The organism is Paenibacillus antri (assembly GCF_005765165.1).
In the GTDB taxonomy this organism is placed as follows: domain Bacteria; phylum Bacillota; class Bacilli; order Paenibacillales; family YIM-B00363; genus Paenibacillus_AE; species Paenibacillus_AE antri.
On record NZ_VCIW01000001.1, the window covers coordinates 1 to 24,565 of the forward strand.

Genomic DNA, 24,565 nt, shown 5'->3' on the forward strand with positions numbered 1-24,565 from the left:
ACGTGCTGGCAACAAAGATCAAGGGTTGCGCTCGTTGCGGGACTTAACCCAACATCTCACGACACGAGCTGACGACAACCATGCACCACCTGTCTCCTCTGCCCCGAAGGGAAGGTGCATCTCTGCACCGGTCAGAGGGATGTCAAGACCTGGTAAGGTTCTTCGCGTTGCTTCGAATTAAACCACATACTCCACTGCTTGTGCGGGTCCCCGTCAATTCCTTTGAGTTTCACTCTTGCGAGCGTACTCCCCAGGCGGAGTGCTTACTGTGTTAACTTCGGCACCGAGGAATCGAATCCCCGACACCTAGCACTCATCGTTTACGGCGTGGACTACCAGGGTATCTAATCCTGTTTGCTCCCCACGCTTTCGCGCCTCAGCGTCAGTTACAGGCCAGAAAGTCGCCTTCGCCACTGGTGTTCCTCCACATCTCTACGCATTTCACCGCTACACGTGGAATTCCACTTTCCTCTCCTGCACTCCAGTTTCCCAGTTTCCCATGCGAACCGAGGTTGAGCCCCGGGATTAAACACAAGACTTAAGAAACCGCCTGCGCGCGCTTTACGCCCAATAATTCCGGACAACGCTTGCCCCCTACGTATTACCGCGGCTGCTGGCACGTAGTTAGCCGGGGCTTTCTTCTCAGGTACCGTCAAGCCTAGGGCATTCCCTCCCCAGGCTGTTCTTCCCTGGCAACAGAGCTTTACGATCCGAAGACCTTCCTCACTCACGCGGCGTTGCTCGGTCAGACTTTCGTCCATTGCCGAAGATTCCCTACTGCTGCCTCCCGTAGGAGTCTGGGCCGTGTCTCAGTCCCAGTGTGGCCGATCACCCTCTCAGGTCGGCTACGCATCGTCGCCTTGGTGGGCCGTTACCCCGCCAACTAGCTAATGCGCCGCAGGCCCATCCACAAGCGATGCCGAAGCATCTTTCACGATTCGCTCAGGCGAGCGAATCGATTATCCGGTATTAGCAGGCGTTTCCGCCAGTTATCCCGGTCTTATGGGCAGGTTGCCTACGTGTTACTCACCCGTCCGCCGCTAAGTGAACCCCGAAGGGAACACTCCGCTCGACTTGCATGTATTAGGCACGCCGCCAGCGTTCGTCCTGAGCCAGGATCAAACTCTCCAAAAAGGGTAGTTCAATATACTGCGCTCATTACAAGCTAGCATTTCTTACTTAAAGCATATGCTTGGAGATTTTTTCTCGGCGAGTTCCTCGCCTGCGAAAAAACTCCGGCTCATGTTCAGTTTTCAAGGAGCAAGCTTGTGTTACTCGGTGTTACTCGGTATTGCTTGTCCGACCCTCGAGATTTTTCTCCGACGCTGTCGTGCGTCTCCGAAAAACTCTGCCCTCACGGCCGGAAGACTAATTTAACACAAATCGTAATGCGAAATCAACAACTATTTTATTCCAATCGGTTGTTTTCTTTGCTGAAAAACGACCGGATGACTAATATACCTGATATTCCGCATAGAGGCAACAGGGATTTCCTGCCAGTCGATGTGGAACTAATTTATTATGAACCGACGGAGGCGTTCTTATTCAAGCGCCATTTCACGTACACCCTCTTGTCCGGTTATAATCGAAGGGAAATAACCGAGAAAATGAGGTTCATCCGTCATGAGCAAATTCCCGGAATTCTCGTGGTCGTATTCTCGACATTCCTGTTTCGAGGATTGTCAGTTGAAATATTACTACCACTATTACCTCTCCCACGGCGGATGGCTGTTCAACTCGGCCACCCCCGAGAGCGCCGCCGCGTACCGACTGAAACAAATTACGAACTTATACTTAGTATTCGGCGAATCCCTACATAAAGCGGCGGAGAAACTAATCGAACGCATCTCCCGGAAGCAGTCCCTGCCGGACTCGGATGCGGTACAACGCGTGATCAGAAACGATCTGAACCGAGCCTATGCCGAGTCGCTCGATCCGCAACGGTGGCAGCAGCAACCGAAGCAGCGAATCATGCTGCATGAGCTGTATTATGAAGGAGCGCTGTCCGAGAAGGCGATTTCGACCATGACCGAACGACGGAAGGCGTGCGCGGACCGGCTGCTTGCATCGAAGACGCTGCAAGAACTGCTGCATGAAGAGCGGGCCGAGATCCTGGAAGTCGAAAAGTTGAATACGCAACTGATCCATGAAACCAAAACCTATGTAAAGATGGATTTGCTCTATCGCTTGGGCGATCAATACGTCATTGCCGACTGGAAAACCGGGAAGGAGAACCAAGGACACGAAATTCAGCTTCTCCAATATGCGAGTTATGTCTCCGAGCATTACGGCGTGCCGGCCGAAAACATCGTCATCCGACTAGAGTATCTTCTTGGCGGAAACCACGAGGAAATGTACGTCGAGGCGGGCTTCGAAGAGAAGATGAACGACTTCATCGGGGAAAGTCTACATTGGATGAAGGCGAAGCTCGACGACGATTACTTCAATAAGGCCAAGCCCATGGAGCATTTCGAGTCCGCCCGCTCGCCTTTTCTTTGCAAATCCTGCAATTTCAAACAAATTTGCAACCGAAGCCTGGCGGTGTCGTAAGCGAACCGTCCGGCGGTATAAAACCGGGCGATACTCGCCGATGGACGGATCAAGGGCTTTATCGATGTCTAACCTTGGATCGTTCGATGCGGGTCTTGTCGCTCGAGGATTTCCTTGTCCTCGGCGTTATCGCGGACGACCTTCTGTACGCTTATGGCGCTGTAAGCGATCAACAGGATGACGGCGATGTAGTATCCTTTCACGTTCAATTCGAACGGAGCGTTATATAAGCCGATGAAAAACATAGCGAATCCGATGATGAGCCCGACGTAAGCCATTCCCGTAAACGCCGCCGTATTTCGCATCCGATGATTCGGGTTGTCTTGGCGAAGCTCGCGATCCTCCGTGTTGTCCCGAACGACCTTCTGTACCACGATGCACGCCATCGTTATGAGGATCATGCACAAGAGATAATATCCCTTCACATTTAAATCCCAATCGGCATTGTACACCCCGATGCAGAACAGGAACATGCCCGCGGCCAGACTAAAATAGGAAGCAGCCGTATATGCCGGCGTATTCCGTCGACGGTAACGTGAATTCATATGGCGCGAACCTCCCGGTCGGTAGACGTTAGTTTATTACTTATTCGCCCGCACGAAGGTTCATTCCGTAAATCTGAATCCCGGCGACGGACGACGCGTTGCATAGTTTTCCAAATCCATCGAATGCTATAAGAAAACGGTGGGAGGACGAAACGGTGGATCCGAAGACGAGCGCCATGCTTCAGGAGACGACCGCCCTGCTAGCGAATTGCGCGGATCTGGTCCGCAGGCGCGAAGCGGAGTCGGACGTCGAGGTGTTGTACTTCCAGTCGCTCGCCGACCCGAAGCGGCTCCACGACGTCGTGATGACGCCGCTCGCCGAAGGCGCGGCCGACGCTTCGAGTGTGCGGGAACAGCCGCATTATCGCCGCGTAACGAACGCCGAAGCCGCCGTCGACGCGCTCCTTCGCGGCGAAGCGGTCGTGTTCGTCTCCGATAGCGCGTTCTCCGCGGAGATTGCGGCTCCCGTATCCAGAAACGTGCAGCCGCCTGAACAGGAAACCGTCATCACCGGACCGATGGACGGGTTTACGGAGTCGCTGAATACGAACCTCGGTTTGATTCGGAAGCGAGTGAAGAGCCGGCAGTTGAAGAACGTCTCGGTGACCGTCGGGTCGCTCTCGAAGACCGCCGTCAACATCCTATATATCGAAGGGTTGGCCGACAATCGGCTGCTGAACGAGCTGCTCCGCCGGATGAACGGGCTGGACAAACGTGCCGTGTTCGACGGCAATATGCTGACCCAATACCTCAGCGACGACATCTATTCCGTCTTCCCTCCGTTCCTCACGAGCGAACGTCCGGACGTGATCGTTTCGAAGCTGACGGAAGGGAAGATCGTCGGGCTCGTGGACGGCAGTCCGCACGCGTTCAGCCTGCCTTCGACGTTCCTCGAGTTTTTCTCGTCGGCCGAAGATTATTACCAGCGGTGGGCGGTCGGCACGGCGCTCCGCGTGCTGCGCATTATCGCCTTCGCGATATCCGTTTCCTTCACGGCGATATACGTGGCGGTAACGACGTTCCATTACGAGATGATTCCGCAATCCCTGCTCCTGACGTTGGCCGAGTCTCGAAGCCGCGTACCTTTCCCTCCGCTGTACGAAGCCATGATCATGGAAGTGACGATCGAGCTGCTTCGCGAAGCGGGTGCCCGTCTTCCGACGAAGATCGGCCAGACGATCGGCATCGTCGGCGGAATCGTCATCGGCCAAGCCGCCGTGGACGCGGGGTTCACGAGCAACATTCTGATCATCGCCGTCGCGTTGTCGGCTATCGCCTCGTTCGTGATTCCGAGTTACGTCATGAGCGCATCCATTCGGTTAATTCGGTTCGGCATGATTTTGCTCGCGGGAATTTGGGGCAATCTCGGGATCGCTATGGGGGTGGCGCTGCTCGTGATCCACCTCGGCGGATTGACCAACCTGGGCGCCCCGTACTTGGCGCCGTTAGCCCCGTCCAGCGGAAGAGATTTATTAAAGGCGTTCTTCCGGCTTCCCCAAAGACCTCGTTGGAGTCGGCGCGGCAAGCCGTCGGCGGAAGGGAACGATTCGGCTTGAACGAAAAACTGCACCCGTATCATACGGCGATTCTCATTTACATGATCCAATCCGGCATTACCATCTTCAGTCTTCCGCGAACCATCGCGGAGACGTACGGCACGAACGGATGGGTCATGGTCTTCGCGTACGCCGGGCTCGCGACGATCGGGATTTATCTGATTTCCGTCGTTCACCGCAAAGGCGGAGGAGAGAGCGTCTTCAACATCGTGGAATCGAGGCTGCCGACCTTCGCGACGATCCCGTTATACGCGGCCCTCGTCCTGCTGTGGTGCTTACTCGCGGGACTCGTGTGCAAGCAATATATCATGATTTTGCAGATGGTGGCGTTCCCGACGACGAGTCCGCTGGCGATTCACTCGATGTTCGGTTTTCTGCTGTACCTGCTGCTGGTGAAGAGCATCTACAGCATCAGTAAAACGACGACCGTCTTTTTCTATTTGAGCATTACCATGATGTTTTTGCTCTTGTTTCACATCGGAGACATTTCTTTGGTTCGCTTGACCCCATACGTGCTGCAAGGCGGAACATGGGATTGGCGAACGATTCTTGACATCTACGCAGCGTTTCTCGGTTATGAATTGGCGTTGTTTCTGATTCCATACGCCGGCGAGCGCCGGGGATTTATCAAGGGAGTGTATGCGGCGAACGCATTCGTAACGTTCGTGTACTTCAGCACGACGTTCGTGGCGCTCGGCTTCTTCGGGGTGACCATGGTGAAGACGATGAAATATCCGATCCTCGACTTGCTGGCTTACGTCGAATTCCCGTTCGTGGAGCGGATCGAGAACGTTCTGTATTCCCTGTTTCTTTTCAAGATTCTCCTGACGGCGCTGATGTATTTGTGGGCCGCGTTGGAAACGGCGAAACGAATCGTTCCGCGCGCGAATCCGAAGTGGCTCACCGTCTTCCTGATCGGGGCGAACCTCGCTTTGGCGGTCCCGCCGACGACGCTGCAGGAAGTCGAGGATTGGCTGCGGATCGGGTTCGAAACGGAGACGCTTATCGCATTGGCGCTCCCCCTGCTGCTGATCGCGCTGCTCCCGCTTCGCAAGCGACGGTCGACGGGAGGGGGGAGCGGATGAAGGGCACGAAACTTGCCGCGATCCTATTATTGCTGCCGCTTCTAGCGGCTTGCGGGCGCAGCGACCGCCGAATTATCGAAGAAGTAGGGTTTATCGGGCTTGCCAGTTACGATGCGCTGCCGGGGAAGGACGGAGAGAAACCGGAAGACGCGGGGATCTATGTAGGTCTCTCCGTGCCGCTCGTCGATCCGAAGGCGAAGGCGCGCCGCGAAGTGCTCGGTACCGAAGCGCGATCGAGCAAGAACGCCCGGCAGAAGCTCGCCGCGCGGACCGATCGTATGCTCGTGAGCGGCCAGCTCCGGAACGCGTTGTTCGGCGCCAAGCTCGCCAAGCAAGGAATCTGGGTGCAGATGGACACCCTTGTTCGAGATCCGTCCATCGGTCAACGCGTCAAGGTGACGGTCGTGGACGGGAATGCGTTCGAGTTGCTTTCTTCCGATTACGGCCCGCACGTACTCACGGAGCAATATCTCAACGATCTGCTTAACAAAGAGGCGGAGGAGCATGTCGTCCCGCTTACGATGCTGTTTAAGTTCGCAAGGGATTATCACGACGACGGCATCGATCCCGTCGCCCCCGTCTTGCGGAAGGCGGGGGATCATGTCGAAGTGAGCGGCATCGCCCTGTTTCAAGACGACCGCCTGGTCGGGAAGATCGATCTTGAATCCTCGCCGTATTTCGGGTTGCTCCGGGGCAGCTTCCGAAGCGGCGAAATTAGCATGGTACTGGAAAACGGGGATCACGCGATGCTCAACTTTATATCCAATCGCCGCCGAGTGAAGATCAAACGGGTGGCGGGTTCGCCGTCGGACATCGCCGTCGACGTGTCCTTGCGCATCGAAGGACAGATGCTGGAATACTTCGGCGATTCGAAGCTGAGCGATCCGGAACAACAGTCGAAGCTGGAACGAGCGATGGAAGAGGCTATACAATCGAAATGCGAAGACGTGATCAAGCGAATGCAATCGAAGAAAGCCGACGCGATCGGCTTAGGACAATACGTTCGAAACCGGATCGGCTACGCGAGGTGGAAAGAACTCGAGTGGAGAGAGGTTTTCCCGCTCGTCGATATCCGCGTGACGGTCGACGTCCACGTCAAGGATTACGGATTACTAACGTGAAGAAGACGACCGCCGATGCAGCAAGGGATCGGCGGTTTTCGTCGCGGGAAATTCGGAGAGATCGGATTCGTTCGGACGAGCGAAGCGAGGAAGTGATATAATAGAGGGGATTTTTTGAAAATGGAGGTACTAACGGATGTGGACCGTGGTGAAGTGGATCGTTAAGCTGGTACTCGGCCTAATACTGTTGTTCGTGCACTGGTCGCTGTTTCTCTTGTTCGTCGTTCTTCTCATGCTGCGCAACTGGCAGAAGCAGCGCAGACAGTCGCACGCTCGCTTGAGCGAGGAGCAAGAGGAGGGCATCGTCTACCGCGAATTCGAGCTGTTCGACTTGGAGGGCAGGAACGAAGACGGAACCGATCGCAAGGCGATTTACGACAAATGTTACCGCGGCGATGAGGTGACGCTGAAATACAACCCTGCGCCCGGGAACGAGAATCGATTGGAGGTCTGGACGAAGTTCGGGCAAATCGGCTTGATTGCGCCCTATTACGTGGAACAATACGCGGATACGTTCAAGTCGGAAGCCGGCGCCCGCGGACGAATCAAAAAAATCGCCTCGGGAGCCGACGCCTCTTGCATTTTGGAAATCGCGTTTCCGACGGAAGAGGAGAACGCTGCCGACCGATAAAACGGTGCGGCGGTTCTCCCCCTTTTTCCCAATTCGGTATGAAATTATGCGCCGTACTTCGGACCCTCGTTCGACTCCAGCGCGGCCGTCAAGAACGCTAGCGCCAATCCTTGCCCCCAACCCTGGGCCCATTTCCGGTCGATGCCGAGATATCCTTCGATATTCTTCATCACCGCGGTGCCGCCGGATACGTTCAAGACGCGCCCGTTCTCGGCGATATTCCCCAACACGCCGTCCAATGCTTTCCGTACGTATTTCGCATGCAGCGGATTGCCCTGCATGACCATGGCCGCGGCGATCCCCGACGACGCCGAAACCTCGCTGTAAGCTTCCGGGTAATCGAGAACGGTGCCCCAGAGGCCGTCGTCCTTCTGCAGCTTCTTGAGCGCCGCGAGCTGATCGCGTAACGAACTCCAGATATGCATCATCGGAGGATACAGATAGCTTTCCGGCAGCCCCCTTGCCGCGCGGGACATCGTATAAGCCGCCCAAGCGTTGGCGCGCGCCCAGTAGATGCCGGACATATGATCCTTGCCGATGTGGTTATACCCGTGGTACCAGAGCCCCGTATTTTCGTCCTGCAAATAATTGATATGCCAGTAGAACTGATTCAGCGCGTCGTCGATCAGACGCTTCTCCTGCAGCTTCACGCCGACGCGAAGCAGGAAGTAAGCCGCCATGAACAGCGTATCCGCCCATGCCTGCTCGGGGAAGTCGTTCTTCGCGGACACTGTATGCTGCAGCACCCGATCGCCGAAACGCAGCGCTCTATGCTCGAGATAGTCCACCTTGCTTAGGATGAGGTCGAGGTACTTCTGATCCCCCGACTGCTCATATAAGGTAAGCAGCATATGCCCCATGGCGCAGGTGTTTACCGTCCATCCCGGAAGTCCCGCTTCGATGTATTCGTCCACCCAGCCCGCCATCCGGTCCAAATACGATGGCTCGCCGGTTACCTCGAACGCGCGGCTAACCCCGTAATACGCGACGCCGCCCGGCCAATCCCACGTCAAATCCATGCCGAAGGTGTATTCGACGACGCGGTCGATCGTTTGCTTCAAGTCGGATTGCGCGACATGCAGTTTCATTCGGTCCGTCTCCTTAGCCAAAGCCCCTGCCGGAAGCAGGGGCTTTGTTGTTATTAACTTGCTGAATTATTTAAACTGACCGGCATCGATAGCGGCTTGCTTCTCGTCAAGAATTTCTTGATAGCCCGCTTCGAGGTACGTCTTCTTCGCTTCTTCGTACAGCGCGTCGAATTCGGCTTCCGGCGCGATCGCGATCTTCACGTACAGCTCTTGGAAGAGGGAGTTCAGATCGGCCTTATACTCGGCCACCTTCTCGAGCGTTACGCTGAAGAGCGCGTCCGGCGTACGATATTCCGCCGTCTCGTCTCGGTACTTCAGCATATCTTCGACAAGATGCTCGTAGCCTGCAGGCGCCCAGCTCTTGAAGAACGCTTTGCGGGTGATCTCCGGATCCGGATACTCCGCGATTTCCGTTACGAGAGCCCAGTAGTCTTTGTTGTTGTTCGGCGCTTGCTTCGTTTCGCCGTTGAAGTCCGGCGTCTTCACGGCGATGCCGTCGGCGTCGAGCGTGTAGTTTTGACCTTCCACGCCGTTCTGGAGGAAGAACAGGTTCTCCGGCTGGCTCATCCACTCCAGATACGTCCACACGGCTGCACGCTCTACATCCGTAGATTCGTAATTAATGCCCATGATGAAGCCGAACGGCCAGTAGGCGCGTTGCTGCGGCTTCTTCCCTTCCGGCGTGCCTGCGCCCGGCGGCAATACGGCGAACTCCGCGTCCGGATTGTTCGCAAGCGTCGCGCCGATGACGTCCGTGTTGGCCGTCAGATAAGTGCCGTAGGTTCCGGTCTTGCCTGCGACGAACTCGGCCTTCGCTTTCGCATCGTCGTCGCGGAGGTAGAATTCCTTGTCGATCAACCCGTTATTATACTGATAGTTCAAGTTCCGGAGCCAGAGCTCCGTCGCTTCCGTCGTGAAGTCCGCTACGCCGAGGTCGGAGTACAGCGCGCGCCACTTGGCGTCGATCGGCCAATCGCGGAACCCGTAGCTGTAGATGTAGTTGTTCCGGGTCAAGACGCCGCCCGCAACGCCGAGTCCGGCTTCCTTCCACTTCATGAGCATCTCGTTGTATTTCTCGAGCGACGTCAGATCCTCCACTTTCATGCCGACCTTCTCGACCCAGTCTTTCCGGATGAGCGAGGCGAAGTTATCCGCGTCGGGACGCTTGGCGAAGAAGAACGTGTTCTTGCCGTCGACTTGGCCGTACGTTTGAATCGTCTCTTTCATGTTGTTCCAGTACGTCGGCGCGTAGAACGCGATTTCGTCGTGATTCAGCTCTTGCATGACGTCTTCGCTGTAATACGCAAGCGCTTGCGGCATGTCGTAATGGAAAATGATATCCGGCGCCTTGTGCGAAGCAAGCAGCTGCTCGTAGTCTTGGACCTCGTTGCTGCGCGCGATCGGGACGAATTTCACGTCGACGTTGTATTTATCGCCGAAGTTTTGCTGGATCCAGCGCGTGTAATAGTTGTCTGTTACGTTCCAGCCTTCGAATGCGCGCTCGTACACCGGAATTTCGAGCGTCACGCGCTCCGGGAAGCCGTTCGAATAGTCCGGGAAAGCGCCCTCCGCCGTTTCGCCCTTCGACTCGCTTTCGGTCGGCGCAGGCTTCGCCGTGCTGCCGCTGTCTCCGGAATTGCCGTTGTCCATGCAGCCGGCCAGAAGACCGGATGCCGTAATCAAAGCCAACATCGATGCCGCTAACGATTTTTTCCGCATTGCTTTGTTCCCCCGTTTTCATATTCGGATTTGAGATTACTCTTTCACGGCGCCAAGCATCGCGCCTTGCACGAAATACTTCTGAACGAACGGATAGATGCAGACGATCGGCAGCGTCGCGAACACGACGCAAGATGCCTTGAGCACCTCGGGATTGCTGAGCTGCACGTTCGTCATTTCGAGCTGGAAGCTTTCGCTCGCCTGAATGACGAGGTAATAGAGCTTCAGCTGAAGCGGGCGTAAATCCGTAGCTTGCTTGATATAAAACAAGGCGTCTTGATACGCATTCCATCGTCCGACCGCATAGAAGAGGGACAACGTCGCGATGATCGGCTTGGAAAGCGGCAACACGATGCTCCACAGGATGCGGAAGTGTCCGGCGCCGTCGATTCGGGCGGATTCTTCCAGACTGTCGGGAATGCTGCTCGACATGGTGCTCTTCATAATCAATAGATTGAAGGCGCTGAACGCCGGAGGCAAAATCAACGACCACAACGTATCCAGCAGACCGAGATTGCTGACGTTCAAGTATTCGGGGATGATGCCTCCGCCGAAATACAACGTGAAGATGAAGAGGAACGTGAGCCACGTGCGTCCCTTCAACTGCTTGCGCGACAGCGGATACGCGGCGCAAATCGTAATGATCATGCCAAGGACGGTAAACACCGTCGTAACGACGACCGATACGTAGAACGACTGAATGATGCTGGCGTCCGCGAAAATCTTCTTGTATGCCTCGATCGTAAAGCCCTGGGGCCACAACACGACCTTATTCGCGATGACGTAAGCGTCTGCGCTCAGCGACTTCGCGGCGACGTGCACGAACGGCAGGAAGCAAGCCAGCGAAGCGACGATCAGGACGAGGCGGATCAGTACATCCCATAGATCGACTCTTTTCTTGCCGCGCGCAGCTAGTAAACTGCCGGATGAAACCATGGATACGCCTCCTCTCTAAATCAATCCGTCTTCGCCGAGCTTCTTGGCGATGCGATCGGCGGCAATGACCAGAACCAAGCCGATGATCGCTTGGAACAACCCGAGCGCCGTCGCGCGGCTGAAGTCGCCGCTTTCGATCCCCCATCGGTATACCAAGACCGGGATCGTCGTGGTGAACTCCGTGGTGGCTCGGTTCATTAATGCGTACACCCGTTCGAACGAGCCGTCCATGACGCGGCCGAGACTCATAATGAGGAGCGTTACGATCGTGACCCGGATACAAGGCAACGTAACGTTCCACGCCTTCCGAAGCCGTCCCGCGCCGTCGACAGTGGCCGCTTCGTACAATTCAGGGTTTATGCTGCTGATCGCCGCCAGGTAGATGATCGTGCCCCAGCCCATGCTTTGCCAAACCCCGATCGCCAAGTAGCTGATCAACCAGTTCGTATCCTCTTGCAGGAACGGAACCCGCGTTCCGCCCATCCCTTCAATGACATTGTTCACCACGCCACTGCCTTCGCCGAGCAGCTGATAAGCGATCGCGCCGATGATAATCCAGGAGAGGAAGTGCGGCAAATACAGCAGCGTCTGATTGACCTTCTTGAACAAGACGCTCTTCACTTCGTTGAGCAGCAGGGCGAGCAGGATCGGCGCCGTGAAACTGAACAACAAGTCAAGGCTGTTGAGCAACAGCGTATTGCGAACCGCCCGACCGAAATCTCTGTTCGCGAAGATTTCCCGGAATACTTCGAACCCGACCCATTCGCTCCCCCAGACGCCTCTCGCAAGCTTGTAATCCTTAAAGGCAAGCACGAGTCCGGACATCGGCGCGTATTTGAATATCAACACGAACGCCAGCGGGAGAAGAAGAAGCGAATAGAGCTGCCAATCTCGCCGAAGATAGTACGTTAGCGGCCGGTCATCCAATCTTGCTTTCTTTACTGCGGCATCGTTTCGAATTGAAGCGTTTTCAACTGTCATAGTGTCACCTCCCGTTTCGAAATCGTTTTCATGTTTCCCAGCCGCTTTCTCATTTGGTGTGTGGCGGGTCGTGTTTGCATCTTACCTCCGGAGAACCGCTCCGGTAAATCGTGAGTATTGCTAACCGCTTTCATTTTTGATTTTTCCGGGCCGCACAGCAGCGTTTATCAATGATAAAAATCATAATTGATCGGAATAAGCAAAACTGAAGCCGCTTTCATCGGTCCGAAACGACCGGAAAGACGGCTTCATGGAATGGCTATAACGACTCTCTTTCCGGCGACGTTCCGGATTTCAAGGCTTTGTACCCGCTCGGAGGCATGCCCTCGAATTTGCGGAAGAACCGGTTGAAGCTTTGCACATTGGCATAACCGACTTCCGCGGCGATCTGCGCGATGCTTCGGTTCGATTCCAGCAGCATCCGCTTCGCCTCCTCGATCCGCAGCATATTCGTATAATCGATCAGGCTCTTGCCCGTAACCTCGAATATAATTTTCCGCATATAGGAGTAACTGATTCCGATTTCTTTGGCCATATCCTCGAATACGATTTCCTCGCGGAAATGCTCTTCCAGGTATCGGATGATTCGTTCTCCATAGTTCGCCTCGCCGGGACTGCGCGCCGTGTGCCGGATCATCTCGCCGAAGAACTCCACTAGGTAGTCCTCGAGCTCGTCGAGGGTGTCGAGGGAGGCGATCGTCGAGTAGACGTTCGCCCGACCGGTAAACAGACGCGATGCGCCGACATGATTTTCCCTGATATGCTTGATCGCGACGCCGATGATCTGGTTGTAAATAAACAAGATGTTATCGTACGAAATATAGTCGACCGAACGAATCTCGTCGCGGATCAGCTCCAGTTCCTTAACGATACTGTCGAGGTCCCCCGTGTCGAGAAAGTTCAGAATCCGCCGTTCGCTGTTCGACGGATAAATATACTTCTTACTGCCGTCGGGTTCCGGCTTCCAGTACGTAATGCGTCCGCTGCCTTCGATCAAGCGATATTTAATGACTTCCATCGCTTCCACGACTTTGTCGGTAATTTCGGCGCCCGTCTCGGCTTCGCCGCTGACCCCGATCGTGACGGAGTGGCCGAGCAGCTCCCCCGCTTTCTCGCGGAGCGCGGCGAGCGCTCGATCGACATTTTCCAAACGGTCGTCGAGCTCTGCATCCCCATAGTTGATGACGATGACGAAGCAGCCGTCGCCGGTGTAGACGCATCCCGCATGGATCCCTTCCGGGAACAGGCTTTCGCATTGCGAAATGAGCACGTAGCGATGGTAATTCCGGGTTTCCGGGTTCGTACTGCTCACGTAGCGCCTATACCGATCGATGGAGACGACGGCCACGCGAGAATACGGCTCCGGGAACAGCTCGGCCGACTGCTTCGACGCTTCGCCTCGCAGCAGGTTATGAATCGCCAGGCTCCGGGTATCCTGCTCCCGCGCCTTCAAGAGCTTGTAAAGCTCTTCTTCCTCCTCTTGCATCCGCCGGAAAGCCGCATCGAGGAAGACGAGCTCGTTCCTGTTCGATTCGCCCAGGTTGCCGCGAGCGCGCACCGCTCGAACCAGCTGCCGTACCGGCTTGGACAGCCATGTCGCAAGGAAGACGGCGAGCGCCGCTCCTACAATGATAATAATGATCGTGATCACGTTAATGCTGCGCTGCAAGGTGTGCGTCTTGCTCATCAGCTCATCCATCGAATAGACGTTCACGATCCACCAGCGAAACAACTCCGAACGCGACCAGGTATAGATCAAGCGCTCGCCCTCGACCTCATGGATCGCGTACCCCTCCCGCTCGACGCCCTGCAGAATGTCCGGAATGAAGGCTTGCGCGTTCCCGTCCGTAAGCAGCAGACTCTTGTCATTGTGGGAGATGACGGTGCCGTCCGATTCCAGAAGGAAATAGCCGTGCTTGCCCGGCTCGGAGGAACGAAGATACCCTCCGATCTGGCTTTCTTTCAAATTTACGACGATCGTTCCGCGCGTCGTCGTCGACAGCCGGTTCAGCTCGAGGATATACGAGACGACGGTCGTCCCCGAAGCCAGCTTGCGCGGATACCATACGCCGCTGATCCCTCTCTTGCCGGCGAGCGCTTCCTCCATCCAATCGAGCGATTCATATCGATTCAGCCTCGTGATCCCTTTGTCCGTCGAAACCACATAGTCCGAGTCGCTTAGGTGGAAAAAAGTGGAGTACACTCCGTCTACCCTGTGATTTAAATTATATAGCTCCTGCAACACCATCTGCGTATTTCTGACGTTATTGTAATTCGCGTTCGCCTGTTCGAACGTCTCGAAACTCCGAATGCGGTCAAACACCTTGGTCGCGGCCAGCCGCACTACGTCCTGAGCGAGGTTGTTCAGCGCGTTCTCGTTGAGCTTGCGGCTCGCGTTCAGACCGGCCAACGACGTTTCCGCGATGGCGCTTTCCGCGTTTTGCAAAATCCGCGTATCGCTGTACCACGTCAAAATCCCCATCGGGACGGCCATGACGAAAAACAAAATCAACATCAGCTGCAGCATCATCGGAAATCGTCGCATCGGACCTCTCCTTTCGCTATAGAATCGTATCGTTAGGCAGCGCTTACAATTCCAGATTGGAATGATTGTGAATTAATGTTTATATTAAGTAAATTCAATTTTCATCAATTCATTTACTATAATAAAAGCGCATTCAACATTTTACAACCCAATCCCTTTATAATTTATCGAGAACGCCGTACGCATAAGGGCTTTCGGCGTCGTTTTTAATCGATTGGATCGACTCGAACTCGGGGAGCGGGCTTGATGCAGAACTAACCTACATCAACGAAAAGAGAGGTTCCCGGCAAACGGAAACCTCGATGGTAATCGCAAAGAATAGACTCGTTAAGTCGACGTCACGAATTGGTAACACCATTCCTCGTCGCACTCGCGCAGCGGATTGGGCTCGTTCCGGTAGCCTTGTTCCGTGCACCAATCGATGTACTTCTCGATGCTCTCCTTGTTCCGAATCGCCGTTCTCGTGAATTCCGGCGCTACGTGATGGAATACCGCGATCAGCTCGTCAAGGCTGCAATCGGCGAGATCCTTCCCGAATTCGCTCTCCATCTCTTTCGCCTTGTCGAACACGCGCTCGAAGGTCGGCCGCGCTTCGTCGTCGACGTCCTCCAAGAACTGCAGCTTTCTGTTTACGTTATACATGACGGATCATGATTAATACGGATCGGCTTCGCGGCTTTTCTTCACGGCCTCTTTCGCCGCTTGATTCGCCGCCATCGTCCCTTGACCGTATTTCGAGATGCCCGCTTCGCGGCCCGGCACCTTCACTTCCAATTTCATCTGTTGCAATTCTTTCGTTTTCTTTTGGATGCCTTCCCTCACGCGCCGGCCGTACTCTTCGTCCGCTTGCGAGAAATGCCCGATCATCGCTTCTTGAATGCGCGGATCGCATACCGCCAGCGCTTCGGACAGGTTATTGATCAATTCGTCGCGCTCCCAATCCTGCAAGCTCCGATAGGTGTGGCCCGCTTGACCGTAATCGTTCGGGCGATCGATCGGCGCGCTCATGACCGCCGCATCGTACCTCGGGTTGTGCGGCGGACGATCTTGCTTGTCCGCTTCCTGAAAGCCTCCGATCATGGACGGCTCATAGTTAATATGCGGGCTTTCCCCGGACTCCGTCGGATCGCGGAAATCCATCTGTCCGCGATGCTGGTTCGTGCGAACGGGCACCTTCGGCGCATTCACGGGCAGCTTCAAATAATTCGCGCCCACGCGATAGCGCTGCGTATCCGAGTAAGAGAACGTGCGGCCTTGCAGCATTTTATCGTCCGAGAAATCCATGCCGTCGACAAGAACCCCCGTACCGAAGGCGGCTTGCTCGATCTCCGCATGGAAATCCACGGGATTGCGATCCAGAACCATGCGACCCACCGACCGCCACGGGAATCGATCCTCCGGCCATAGCTTCGTATCGTCGAGCGGATCGAAATCCAACTCCGGATGGTAGCCGTCCTCCATGATCTGCACGTAGAGCTCCCACTCCGGATAATCGCCGCGCTCGATCGCTTCATATAAATCTTGCGTCGCATGACCGACGTTCGTCGCCTGGATGGCGTTCGCCTCTTCTTGCGTTAAGTTCCGAATCCCTTGCTTCGGCTCCCAATGATACTTCACCAGCACGGCCTCGCCCTTGTCGTTGACCCACTTGTACGTGTTGACGCCCGAACCTTGCATATGGCGGTATGTCGCAGGTATGCCCCAAGGGGAAAATAGGAACGTAATCATGTGCGTAGCCTCGGGCGTACGGGAGACGAAGTCGAACATCCGCTGCGGGTTCGGCACGTTCGATGCCGGGTCCGCTTTGAACGCGTGAATCATATCAGGGAACTTCATCGCATCGCGGATAAAGAAGATTTTCAGGTTGTTCCCGACCAGATCCCAATTCCCGTCCTCCGTATACATCTTGACCGCGAACCCGCGCGGGTCCCTGGCGGTTTCCGGAGAATCTTTCGCTCCCGCCACGGTGGAAAAGCGAACCATCAACGGCGTCCGCTTCCCGGCGCCCGAGAACACTTTCGCCCGAGTATACTTTTCTACAGGCTCGTCGCCGACTTTCCCGTACGTTTCGAAGTATCCGAACGCCCCGGATCCTCGCGCATGCACGACGCGCTCCGGCACTTCTTCGCGATCGAAGTGGGAAATTTTCTCGATGAAATGGTAATTTTCCAGCGTGGCCGGTCCGCGATTTCCTACCGTGCGGATATTTTGGTTATCCATCACGGGGTGACCCTGGCGAGTCGTCAGCGTCTCGCGTTCCACGTCTTGTCCGGTTGCGGCAGTCCCGTCCTTGTTCTCCGCCATCATGTAACCCTCCTTGGAATCAATCCCTCCTAGGTTACCTATAATTGGGAAAATTATTCTACCTACCCTTTCACGCCGCCGTCGCCAAATCGAAAAGCAGTCCCAGTCGGCGGATCTTCCCCGCTCGAGCGCTTAGATCCCAAGATCTTGCCTTTCCTTCGCGACGCCCCTTCGCCCGTTCTGCAGCGCTGCGACGACCGTGGCGCCGATGAGTACGATCCCGCACAGCGTCACTCGCACGGATGGCGGGTTGCCTAGCAGCGAATAATCGAGCGCGGCCGTCACGGCGGGCTCTAGGCAGAACAGGATGGACACGGTCACCGGCGGTAGACGCCGCTGCCCGATTACCTGCAGCAGGTTCGCAGCCAACGACACGAACAAGATCATATAGGCGATGCCGGCGATCGTCTTCGGTTGCGTCAACAGCGCGCCGATCTCCAAGCCGCCAGGGCTGAACCAAACATAGATGACTGCCGCGACGGTGAAATAAGCGGCGCAGCCCGCAACGCCCAGGAACGATACCTGCATCACCGACGCCCGATCGGTCGCCAACAGACGATTCGTAAGCACGATGGAATAGGCGTAGCCGATCATGCCCACGAACGCCAGAACGTCCCCCAATTGAACGAAGCGATCTTGCGGCTCGAACAGCAGCGCGATCGCGAACAGGGCGATGCCGATCGCCCATCCCTCGTGCCTAGCCGGCTTGATTCGTTCATGAATCCATCGCAGCAACGGAACAACTCCGATAATCAGGCCGTTGATGACGACGACTCGCGTCGGCGTCGTATGCTGCACTGCGTAGATCGAGAAGATGCCCAGCACGAAGTTCGCGAGCCCGAGCCGAAGAAGCCCGATCTTCCATACGTGCGCAGGGATGAGCCTGAGGGTTCGATGAAAAGCGGCCGCAAAGATCGCCGTCACGGCCGCGTACCGCCAAAACTGGAAGAGCAGTTGGGGGTAATCCGTAGTCGCCGCCTTCATCACGATGTAAGACAGCCCCCAGATCACCACCGCTCCCAATACAACAATGTATCCGATCGCTAGTACCCCCTTACGTTTTTCTTATATCTACATCCATCATAAGGGCGCACGGGGAAAAAGGAAATGATCGGTATTGCGGAAATGGCAAGCTTCTTTCGACTTTTCGCCTGCCGAGCACGAAGTTACCATAGGAAAACCCCGGCCGGATCGATATCCGTTCGGGGTTTTCGGCTGACGCGACCGCGCCGGCTTTCCGGCAGTCGTCATTTATATTTGCTTACGCCTTCTTTGATCGCCTTCACTTCATACATATTCACGGTCACGCTGATGATGTGGTCGGGCTTCGGTTTCCCTTGATTCTGGCGATGGCCTTGAATATGGGCGTCGCTCTTCTCCCAATTTTTCCAGTCTTCGACGGATCTCCATCGCGCCATTACGACGATTTCCTCTTGATCGTCCTGCTTCTTCCGGTTTACCATTACGGATCGATCGATAAGTCCCTCCATCGTATCCATCGGGCCGTCTTGCATGAACCGTTCCAGCACCAAGTCCGCCGTACCCTTCTTAACGACGATCGTTCTCGTTTGAATCAACATTGAAAATTCCTCCTCTTAGGATATGCCCATCGGAAATTGGCGAATACGACGCTGGCGATCGCATGGAGCGCGAACGACGCGCCACGACGCTCGGAAGAACGACTTCAACCCGTCACTCCCCGTTGTCATTCGCCAGGTCGTCCTGCGGCGGCGTCGCGGGCGGAACCGGCTCCGCGAGCTTCTTCAACCTTTCTTGGAATTCGGTCATGAGCGCTTGAAACTCCTTCGCTTGCTTCGACGAAGGGTTCGTCTTCGCCGCTTCCGCCGCGTTCGACATCAGGAAGATGACGTCGGACCATTCCTTCATAAAGCCGCGCAAGTGGTGCTTCCCGAACCCGCCGCCGCGCGGCCGATGCCGCCCGCGGTCTTCCCAGCCGAGCTCCGAACGTTCCTCGGCGGCGCTCCCTTTCTCCCGAAGAACCGCCCGCCCTTCCTCCGTAATATGGTAAAGCTTCTTCCCGTCGGTTTCGCTCGAGCCGATCAACTGCATGTCTTCAAGCAGTTGCAGGTTGGGGTAGACCGAACCGGGACTAGGCGCATACAACCCGCCCGTCTTCTCCTCCATCGCTTTAATCAACTGGTACCCGTGCATCGGTTCTCCCGCCAGCAGCTCCAGCAAGGCGTATTTAAACTTCCCCCGCTCGAAGAAGCGTTTGCCTTCGCCCCGTCCGCCATGACCGCCCCTTGAACCGCCGCCGTGACGGTGCCTCCGTTCTTGGGAACCTTCCTCCTTATCGAACCTCTTCCTGCCCGGATGTCCCGGAGGCCAAGCTCGGTGATCGTAATATCTCATACGTCTTCAACTCCTCAATACGATATATCGTAATAATAAAACGATATATCGTATTGGTCAATACTTTATTTTCCTTTCAGGTAGAAAATGCGAACGGCGATCTCTCCCCGGTAGAACACCGGGAATCGATCGCCGCTTCGAATACGATTCTATTACGCTTCCATAGCTTTTTTAGTTAAACCTACGGCAGAACTTCGCCGAACGATCGCTTTCTTCTGCCATGCGCGGCTTCTCCATCGATGGAATAACAAAAGTCCCCGCGCCCACTCATCGAAAATGAATGCGAACCACATGCCGTATAATCCGAAGCCCCAATGCACGCCGAGCAGGTAGATCAGAGGGACGCTCGCCAACCAAGTCACCGCCAAGGCGGAGAACATGGAATAGCGCGCATCGCCGGCGGCATGCAGCGAACGCTCCATGATAACGTTGAAATTGCGTCCCGGCTCCAGCAGAAAGCCCAACAGGAGCAAGGAAGCGCCCAGGCCGACGATCGACGCGTCGTGGGTGAACAACCGAAGCAAGGGAATGCGGAATAGGGCGACCAGCGCCACGGCCGCCAGCGTCATCCCCATGCTGATCCCGAGATGCCGCAACGCCCGGCGGTACGCTTCTTCCGCTTCGCCGGCGCCGACGATCCGCCCGACGATCAATTGCCCCCCGCGTCCGATCGACGCCACCAACACGATGATCAGGAACGCGATGTTCTGGGTATAGATTTTCGTAGAAAGCATGCCCGCTCCCAACGTCGCGATGAAGCCGGTCGTGACGAGCTGGCTCGCGGAGTAGGATAGGTTGTTGACGGAAGAGGGAAAGCCGACGCTAAGCACATGGCGCACATGCTCCCGATTCCAGCGCGCGAGGACGGATACGTTCAGCTTCACGCCGATATGCTTACGCAATAGATATAAATTCACCGTAAGGCCGACCAATTGGGCGACGACCGTCGATAGCGCCACCCCCGGTACTCCCAACTTCGGAAAGCCGAGAGGACCATATATGACAAGATAATTGCCGCATACATTCAGGACGTTCATGCCGATCGTCACCATCATCGTGCTCCGCGTGAAGCCGTGCGCTTGGATGACCGCGACGACCGCGGACAGCACCGCTTGCACGACCAACGCGCCGCCGGCGATCCATAGAAACCGCTCCGCCTCTTGAAGCAGCGCGGGCTCCAACCCGAACATTCGCAATAACGGGCCGCTGAACGCGACGACCGACGCGCTGACGACGATGCCGAACAAGGCGTTCAGCCCGATCGCCGCGCCCGTCAGCCGCTCCACTTCGCGATCGCGGCCGGCGCCGAGATATTGCGAGATGACGATGGACGCGCCATAGGAGATGACGTTGAAGAGAAGAACGGCGAACAGCAACAATTGCGTGGCGACGCCGACCGCGGCGACCGCGTCGTCGGACACCTTGCTCAGCATGAAGGTGTCGGAAATCCGCAGCAGCATCTGCAAGGCCGATTCGACGAAGATGGGCCAGCTGATCGCGAAGAGAGACATCGACCGCCAAGAGTCGCTCTTATTCTTACTGGACCCCATAAATCCGCTTAACCGCTTCTAATCCGCGCTTTGCGACGTCCAACGCGGAACGGCCGCCGAAATCCGGAATGAACAGCTCCAAGGAGACGAATCCGCGGTACCCCGCGCCGTGAAGCGTCGAAGCGAACCGTTCGCCGGAGAAAACCCCTTCCCCGGGAAATACCCGATCTCGATCCTGAATCGTCTCCCTCGGCGGATCGGCCGGGTAATCGTTGACATGCACGATCCCGATTCGGTCGCCGCTCAGGCGGGACAATGCCTCGAGGGAGCTCCCCCCCGTATACATATGGAACGGGTCAAGGAGCAGCTTCGCATCGGCGACGCCGCTTCGGTCGGCGACGACGATCGCTTCCTCCAATCGAGAGAGCGCTTTGGCCCGCCCCCAAAATTCAAGCAGCGGATCGACGCCCAGCGGTCGGATGCGTCCGGCGAGCTCGCCGTAGCAATCCGCGATCCGTTCCAGCGAGGAGCCTTCGACCTGTCCGAACGGCGGCGCCGCCGCGGAGGGACAGCCGAGCTCCGCGAGCCGCTCGGCTTCGCGGATCGCAAGCTCCAGCCCGCCGGCCCGCTCCCTCTCGTCTAGATCGGCCCACTTCCAGAACGCGATCGCGTTCGCGAAGACGATCCCGGCGTCCCCGGCGTAACGCCGCAGCTCGGTAAGCGTCCCGCCTTGTTCCAGATACGCGTCGACATCTCTCATCCAAAACTCGATTCCTTCATATCCCGCCTCGGCCGCCACCCGAATTTGTTCGGGGAGCGTCAGCCGAAACGGAAACAACGTCGATGCATTCAGCGCGGTGCGAAACGTGTTCATACGCCGTTATTCCTCCTCTATCCTAATCGTCCGCTTCTCCCGATCGCTCTGCATGCCCAATTCGATCAGCCGTACGGCCATGCGAGCATGCTCCGGCAGCACCTGCAGCGCCCGGGTTCCGACGATCGCGGCGGCGACGTTCTCGTAATAAGCTGCATACCGCCCGGGCAACGTCTCCACCTTACCGGTCACGCGCAAGCCGCCCCAGTCGGCATGGAGGTCCCCCCAAAACTCGGGAGACTCTTGCCCCCAGCCGGGCTCCAGACCGGTGCCGCCGGCCTTGAGCGCTTGCTCTTGCGGATCTTCCCCGAATTTCACGAACGATCCTCTCGTTCCGTGCAGAATATATCGCGGACCGGGCTTCTGCACGAGCAAGGACGACTTCAACCGCACCGCCGGCCCGCCCGAGCCGTACCCAAGCGCCACGTCGAACGCATCCACCGCCTTGGCTCCTACCCGAGTCGTGCGTAAATCCGCGCGGATCGTCTCGGGGCGGCCGAACAAGCATAACGCTTGATCGAGGAAGTGAACGCCGAGGTCGTAGAACGTGCCGGCCCCGGGTTCGTCGACGTTCCGCCAACCGCTGCCGGCGTTCGGGCGATAGCGGTCCCAACAAAACTCCGCCTCGACGATGTCCCCGAGCGCTCCTTCCTCCAAGAGCTTCGCGATCGTGAGGAAATCCCCGTCCCAGCGGCGGTTATGGTAGACGCTTAGAATCAGGCCGGCTCCCTTCGCGAGCGCGATCAACTCGTCCGCTTCCGCCGACGTGACGGTGAACGGCTTCTCCACCACGACGTGCTTCCCGGCGAGCAGCGCCTCCTTGGCGAACCGGTAATGCTCGGTGCTCGGGGTCGTCACCACGACCAGGTCGATCGTCGGATCGGCATATAGCTCTCCGACATCTCGGTAGATGCGAGACTTGGGGTACCGAACGGCGGCTTCGTCGCCGGAGCGCTGCACGACGGCCGCCAGTTCGATGCCTTCCGCGGCCGTGATGACCGGCGCGTGGAACGTGCGGCCGGCGAAGCCGAAGCCGATCAGTCCCGCCCGGATGATTCGATTCATGCGTTTTTTTCCTCCTCGACTAGGATTTCGTTCCTCCGTTAACTAAAAACACGCGATTGATCGGGTATCGAGAATCCACCGCGTGGATCGGCGCTAAATCCCGGTACAGCGGATTCGCATAGCGCTTTCGATAGGCGGTGGCCGTCGTCCCTTTGACCTCCTTGAACATGCGGCTGAAATAATTTTCGTCCGCGAAGCCCACCTCGAAGGCCACCTGCTTGATCGATCGCCCCTCGTCCATCAGCAGCTGGCAGGCGCGTTCGATGCGAAGCTGCAGCAGCATCTCCCGCGGCGTGCGCCCCGTATGCAGCGCGAAGCTTCTCGAGAAATGTTCATGCGACCAACCGACCCTGCGAGCGATCGCCTCCACCTTCAGCGGCTCGTGCAGATGGTCCTCCATGACCTGGATCGCCCGCACGATTTGCTGCGGCATCGCTTCCCCTTCCGGCGGCATAGGTTGCGCGAGCTCACCGTTCAATTCGAGGAGCAGCGCGAGCAGCATCGAGCCCGCCCGCTCGCTCATCCGCTCCGGCAGCGCGTACGACAAGTAAATCAGCTGCTTCATCATCCCGATGAGCAGTTCATTATCCGAAGGAATGCGGCAAATCCCCCCGACTTCCAGGTAAGGGAGCGCAGGCTTCGCTTCCGGAGCGTCCTCGAAGCCGAAATGAATAAACAAATGCCTTGAGGCGACGTCGCGATCGTAAACATACTCGTGGCGCTCTCCCGGGCGGCACACAAGAAAGCAGGGAACGTCTAACGGAACCGTCTCGCCTTCCGCAACATAGACGCCCTTGGTCCCGGAAGTAAAGTACAACAGCTCGTAGTCCTCGATGGTCCGGGGACCGAGTCCCGTTCCGGGCTTCTTCGTAATGTCCCCGGCGTAATGAATCGTAGGGAATCCGGCCGAGCTCACGCCATGAAGCCCATTCCCTTCAAATTCTCGTAAGAAATTCGCAGGCTTTCGAACGGATCCCGTCGGCAGGCGTCCTGCTCGACGACCATCCACTCCACGCCGATGTCCTCCGCGACTTGCGCGATCGATCGGAAATCGAGGACGCCCTCGCCGACTTCCGCGAAAAACCGCTCCTCCCCGGCTTCCATATCCTTAAGATGCAGCCGCGGCGCCCGGCCCTCCAGCTGCTTCAAGTAGGCGACCGGATCTTCCCCGCCCTTCGCGATCCAGTAGGTGTCCAATTCCGTCTTCACCAGCTCCGGATCGGTGTGCTCCAGCAGCAGGTCGAGCGCATACGCCCCGTCGAACTTCTCGAATTCCCAATCGTGATTGTGGTAGAGGAAGGCGACGCCCCGCTTCCGGAACCGCTCGCCGATCTCGTTCATCCGTTTCGCCTTCGCCAGCACCTCTTCTTTGGATGCGAAGCGAAGCGAGATCGCGACGCATCGGCCGCCGTCCACCTGCTCCAAATAGTCCGCCAAGCGATCGACGTCGAACTCCAACGTGTCGAAGCCTGCGTGGCATCCGACGACGGATAAGCCTAACCGATCCAGCAGCTGCTTCTGGCTGTCGACGCTCATCCCTTCGGGAGGCGGTCCGATCTCGACCCCCTTATACCCGATCTCCGCGACGCGTTCTAATGCGCCGACGTAATCCTTCGCTAACGCCTCGCGAATCGTATACGGCTGTACCCCTATGGGAAATCGCTTCATGGGAAGCACCTCTTTTTTCGAATAGTTGTCGTTG

The 24,565-nt window shown here is 56.8% G+C and carries 21 protein-coding genes and 1 rRNA gene; 5 read left to right on the top strand and 17 right to left on the bottom strand.

Annotated elements, in window-relative coordinates; genetic code table 11:
* A 16S ribosomal RNA gene (locus tag FE782_RS00005) occupies positions 1-1,134 on the bottom strand; the annotation flags it as partial.
* A gap of 489 nt (positions 1,135-1,623) precedes the next feature.
* Between FE782_RS00005 and FE782_RS00010 the strand changes: the two genes are divergently transcribed.
* Entirely contained in the window at positions 1,624-2,550 is a 927-nt protein-coding gene (locus tag FE782_RS00010; protein WP_138191238.1) for a PD-(D/E)XK nuclease family protein, read from the top strand.
* A gap of 68 nt (positions 2,551-2,618) precedes the next feature.
* Here FE782_RS00010 and FE782_RS00015 read toward each other — a convergent pair whose 3' ends face one another.
* Positions 2,619-3,095 carry a YiaA/YiaB family inner membrane protein gene (locus FE782_RS00015; protein ID WP_138191240.1) on the bottom strand — a complete coding sequence of 159 codons (477 nt, stop codon included), beginning with the start codon at positions 3,093-3,095 and terminating at the stop codon, positions 2,619-2,621.
* Positions 3,096-3,250: 155 nt separating this feature from the next.
* Here FE782_RS00015 and FE782_RS00020 point away from each other — a divergent pair, with 155 nt between their 5' ends.
* The 4 genes from FE782_RS00020 (at position 3,251) to FE782_RS00035 (ending at position 7,488) form a co-directional block, all read left to right on the top strand.
* Complete coding sequence (locus tag FE782_RS00020; protein ID WP_138191242.1) at positions 3,251-4,651, top strand: spore germination protein; 1,401 nt, start codon at positions 3,251-3,253, stop codon at positions 4,649-4,651.
* Positions 4,648-5,736 (top strand): GerAB/ArcD/ProY family transporter, encoded by a 1,089-nt coding sequence (locus tag FE782_RS00025; protein WP_138191244.1) that lies wholly within the window; start codon positions 4,648-4,650, stop codon positions 5,734-5,736. Before FE782_RS00020 ends, FE782_RS00025 begins: the two co-directional genes overlap by 4 nt.
* A complete protein-coding gene (locus tag FE782_RS00030) occupies positions 5,733-6,857 on the top strand; it encodes a Ger(x)C family spore germination protein (RefSeq protein ID WP_138191246.1) in 1,125 nt (374 codons plus the stop codon). Before FE782_RS00025 ends, FE782_RS00030 begins: the two co-directional genes overlap by 4 nt.
* A gap of 136 nt (positions 6,858-6,993) precedes the next feature.
* Positions 6,994-7,488, top strand: coding sequence for a hypothetical protein (locus FE782_RS00035; protein ID WP_138191248.1), 495 nt, complete (start codon positions 6,994-6,996; stop codon positions 7,486-7,488).
* A 44-nt stretch (positions 7,489-7,532) separates the two neighbouring features.
* Here FE782_RS00035 and FE782_RS00040 read toward each other — a convergent pair whose 3' ends face one another.
* From FE782_RS00040 to FE782_RS00110, 15 genes are all read right to left on the bottom strand, one after another.
* On the bottom strand, positions 7,533-8,576 hold the full coding sequence (locus tag FE782_RS00040; RefSeq protein ID WP_138191250.1) for a glycoside hydrolase family 88/105 protein: 1,044 nt from the start codon (positions 8,574-8,576) through the stop codon (positions 7,533-7,535).
* A 66-nt stretch (positions 8,577-8,642) separates the two neighbouring features.
* Positions 8,643-10,295, bottom strand: a complete 1,653-nt coding sequence (locus tag FE782_RS00045) for a type 2 periplasmic-binding domain-containing protein (protein ID WP_138191252.1) — start codon at positions 10,293-10,295, stop codon at positions 8,643-8,645.
* A gap of 36 nt (positions 10,296-10,331) precedes the next feature.
* Complete coding sequence (locus FE782_RS00050; RefSeq protein WP_138191253.1) at positions 10,332-11,231, bottom strand: carbohydrate ABC transporter permease; 900 nt, start codon at positions 11,229-11,231, stop codon at positions 10,332-10,334.
* 15 nt (positions 11,232-11,246) lie between these two features.
* Positions 11,247-12,212 (bottom strand): ABC transporter permease, encoded by a 966-nt coding sequence (locus FE782_RS00055; RefSeq protein ID WP_138191255.1) that lies wholly within the window; start codon positions 12,210-12,212, stop codon positions 11,247-11,249.
* A gap of 259 nt (positions 12,213-12,471) precedes the next feature.
* Positions 12,472-14,757, bottom strand: a complete 2,286-nt coding sequence (locus FE782_RS00060) for an AraC family transcriptional regulator (RefSeq protein WP_138191258.1) — start codon at positions 14,755-14,757, stop codon at positions 12,472-12,474.
* Positions 14,758-15,084: 327 nt separating this feature from the next.
* Entirely contained in the window at positions 15,085-15,399 is a 315-nt protein-coding gene (locus FE782_RS00065) for a phage lytic cycle repressor MrpR family protein (protein ID WP_158299177.1), read from the bottom strand.
* A gap of 12 nt (positions 15,400-15,411) precedes the next feature.
* Entirely contained in the window at positions 15,412-17,061 is a 1,650-nt protein-coding gene (locus tag FE782_RS00070) for a catalase (protein WP_138191261.1), read from the bottom strand.
* A gap of 132 nt (positions 17,062-17,193) precedes the next feature.
* Positions 17,194-18,102: a DMT family transporter gene (locus FE782_RS00075; RefSeq protein WP_338016879.1), complete on the bottom strand. Its 909-nt coding sequence runs from the start codon at positions 18,100-18,102 to the stop codon at positions 17,194-17,196.
* 206 nt (positions 18,103-18,308) lie between these two features.
* Entirely contained in the window at positions 18,309-18,641 is a 333-nt protein-coding gene (locus tag FE782_RS00080) for an antibiotic biosynthesis monooxygenase (protein ID WP_138191265.1), read from the bottom strand.
* Positions 18,642-18,753: 112 nt separating this feature from the next.
* Positions 18,754-19,434 (bottom strand): PadR family transcriptional regulator, encoded by a 681-nt coding sequence (locus tag FE782_RS00085; protein ID WP_138191267.1) that lies wholly within the window; start codon positions 19,432-19,434, stop codon positions 18,754-18,756.
* 152 nt (positions 19,435-19,586) lie between these two features.
* Entirely contained in the window at positions 19,587-20,984 is a 1,398-nt protein-coding gene (locus FE782_RS00090) for an MATE family efflux transporter (RefSeq protein WP_138191269.1), read from the bottom strand.
* A complete protein-coding gene (locus tag FE782_RS00095; protein WP_138191271.1) occupies positions 20,971-21,798 on the bottom strand; it encodes a sugar phosphate isomerase/epimerase family protein in 828 nt (275 codons plus the stop codon). Before FE782_RS00095 ends, FE782_RS00090 begins: the two co-directional genes overlap by 14 nt.
* A 6-nt stretch (positions 21,799-21,804) precedes the next feature.
* Positions 21,805-22,863 (bottom strand): oxidoreductase, encoded by a 1,059-nt coding sequence (locus FE782_RS00100; RefSeq protein WP_138191273.1) that lies wholly within the window; start codon positions 22,861-22,863, stop codon positions 21,805-21,807.
* Positions 22,864-22,882: 19 nt separating this feature from the next.
* The gene (locus tag FE782_RS00105) at positions 22,883-23,779 is read right to left on the bottom strand and encodes an AraC family transcriptional regulator (protein ID WP_138191275.1); all 897 of its coding nucleotides are present in this window, start codon (positions 23,777-23,779) and stop codon (positions 22,883-22,885) included.
* Positions 23,776-24,531 (bottom strand): sugar phosphate isomerase/epimerase family protein, encoded by a 756-nt coding sequence (locus FE782_RS00110; RefSeq protein ID WP_138191277.1) that lies wholly within the window; start codon positions 24,529-24,531, stop codon positions 23,776-23,778. Before FE782_RS00110 ends, FE782_RS00105 begins: the two co-directional genes overlap by 4 nt.
* Positions 24,532-24,565 lie beyond the last annotated feature (34 nt).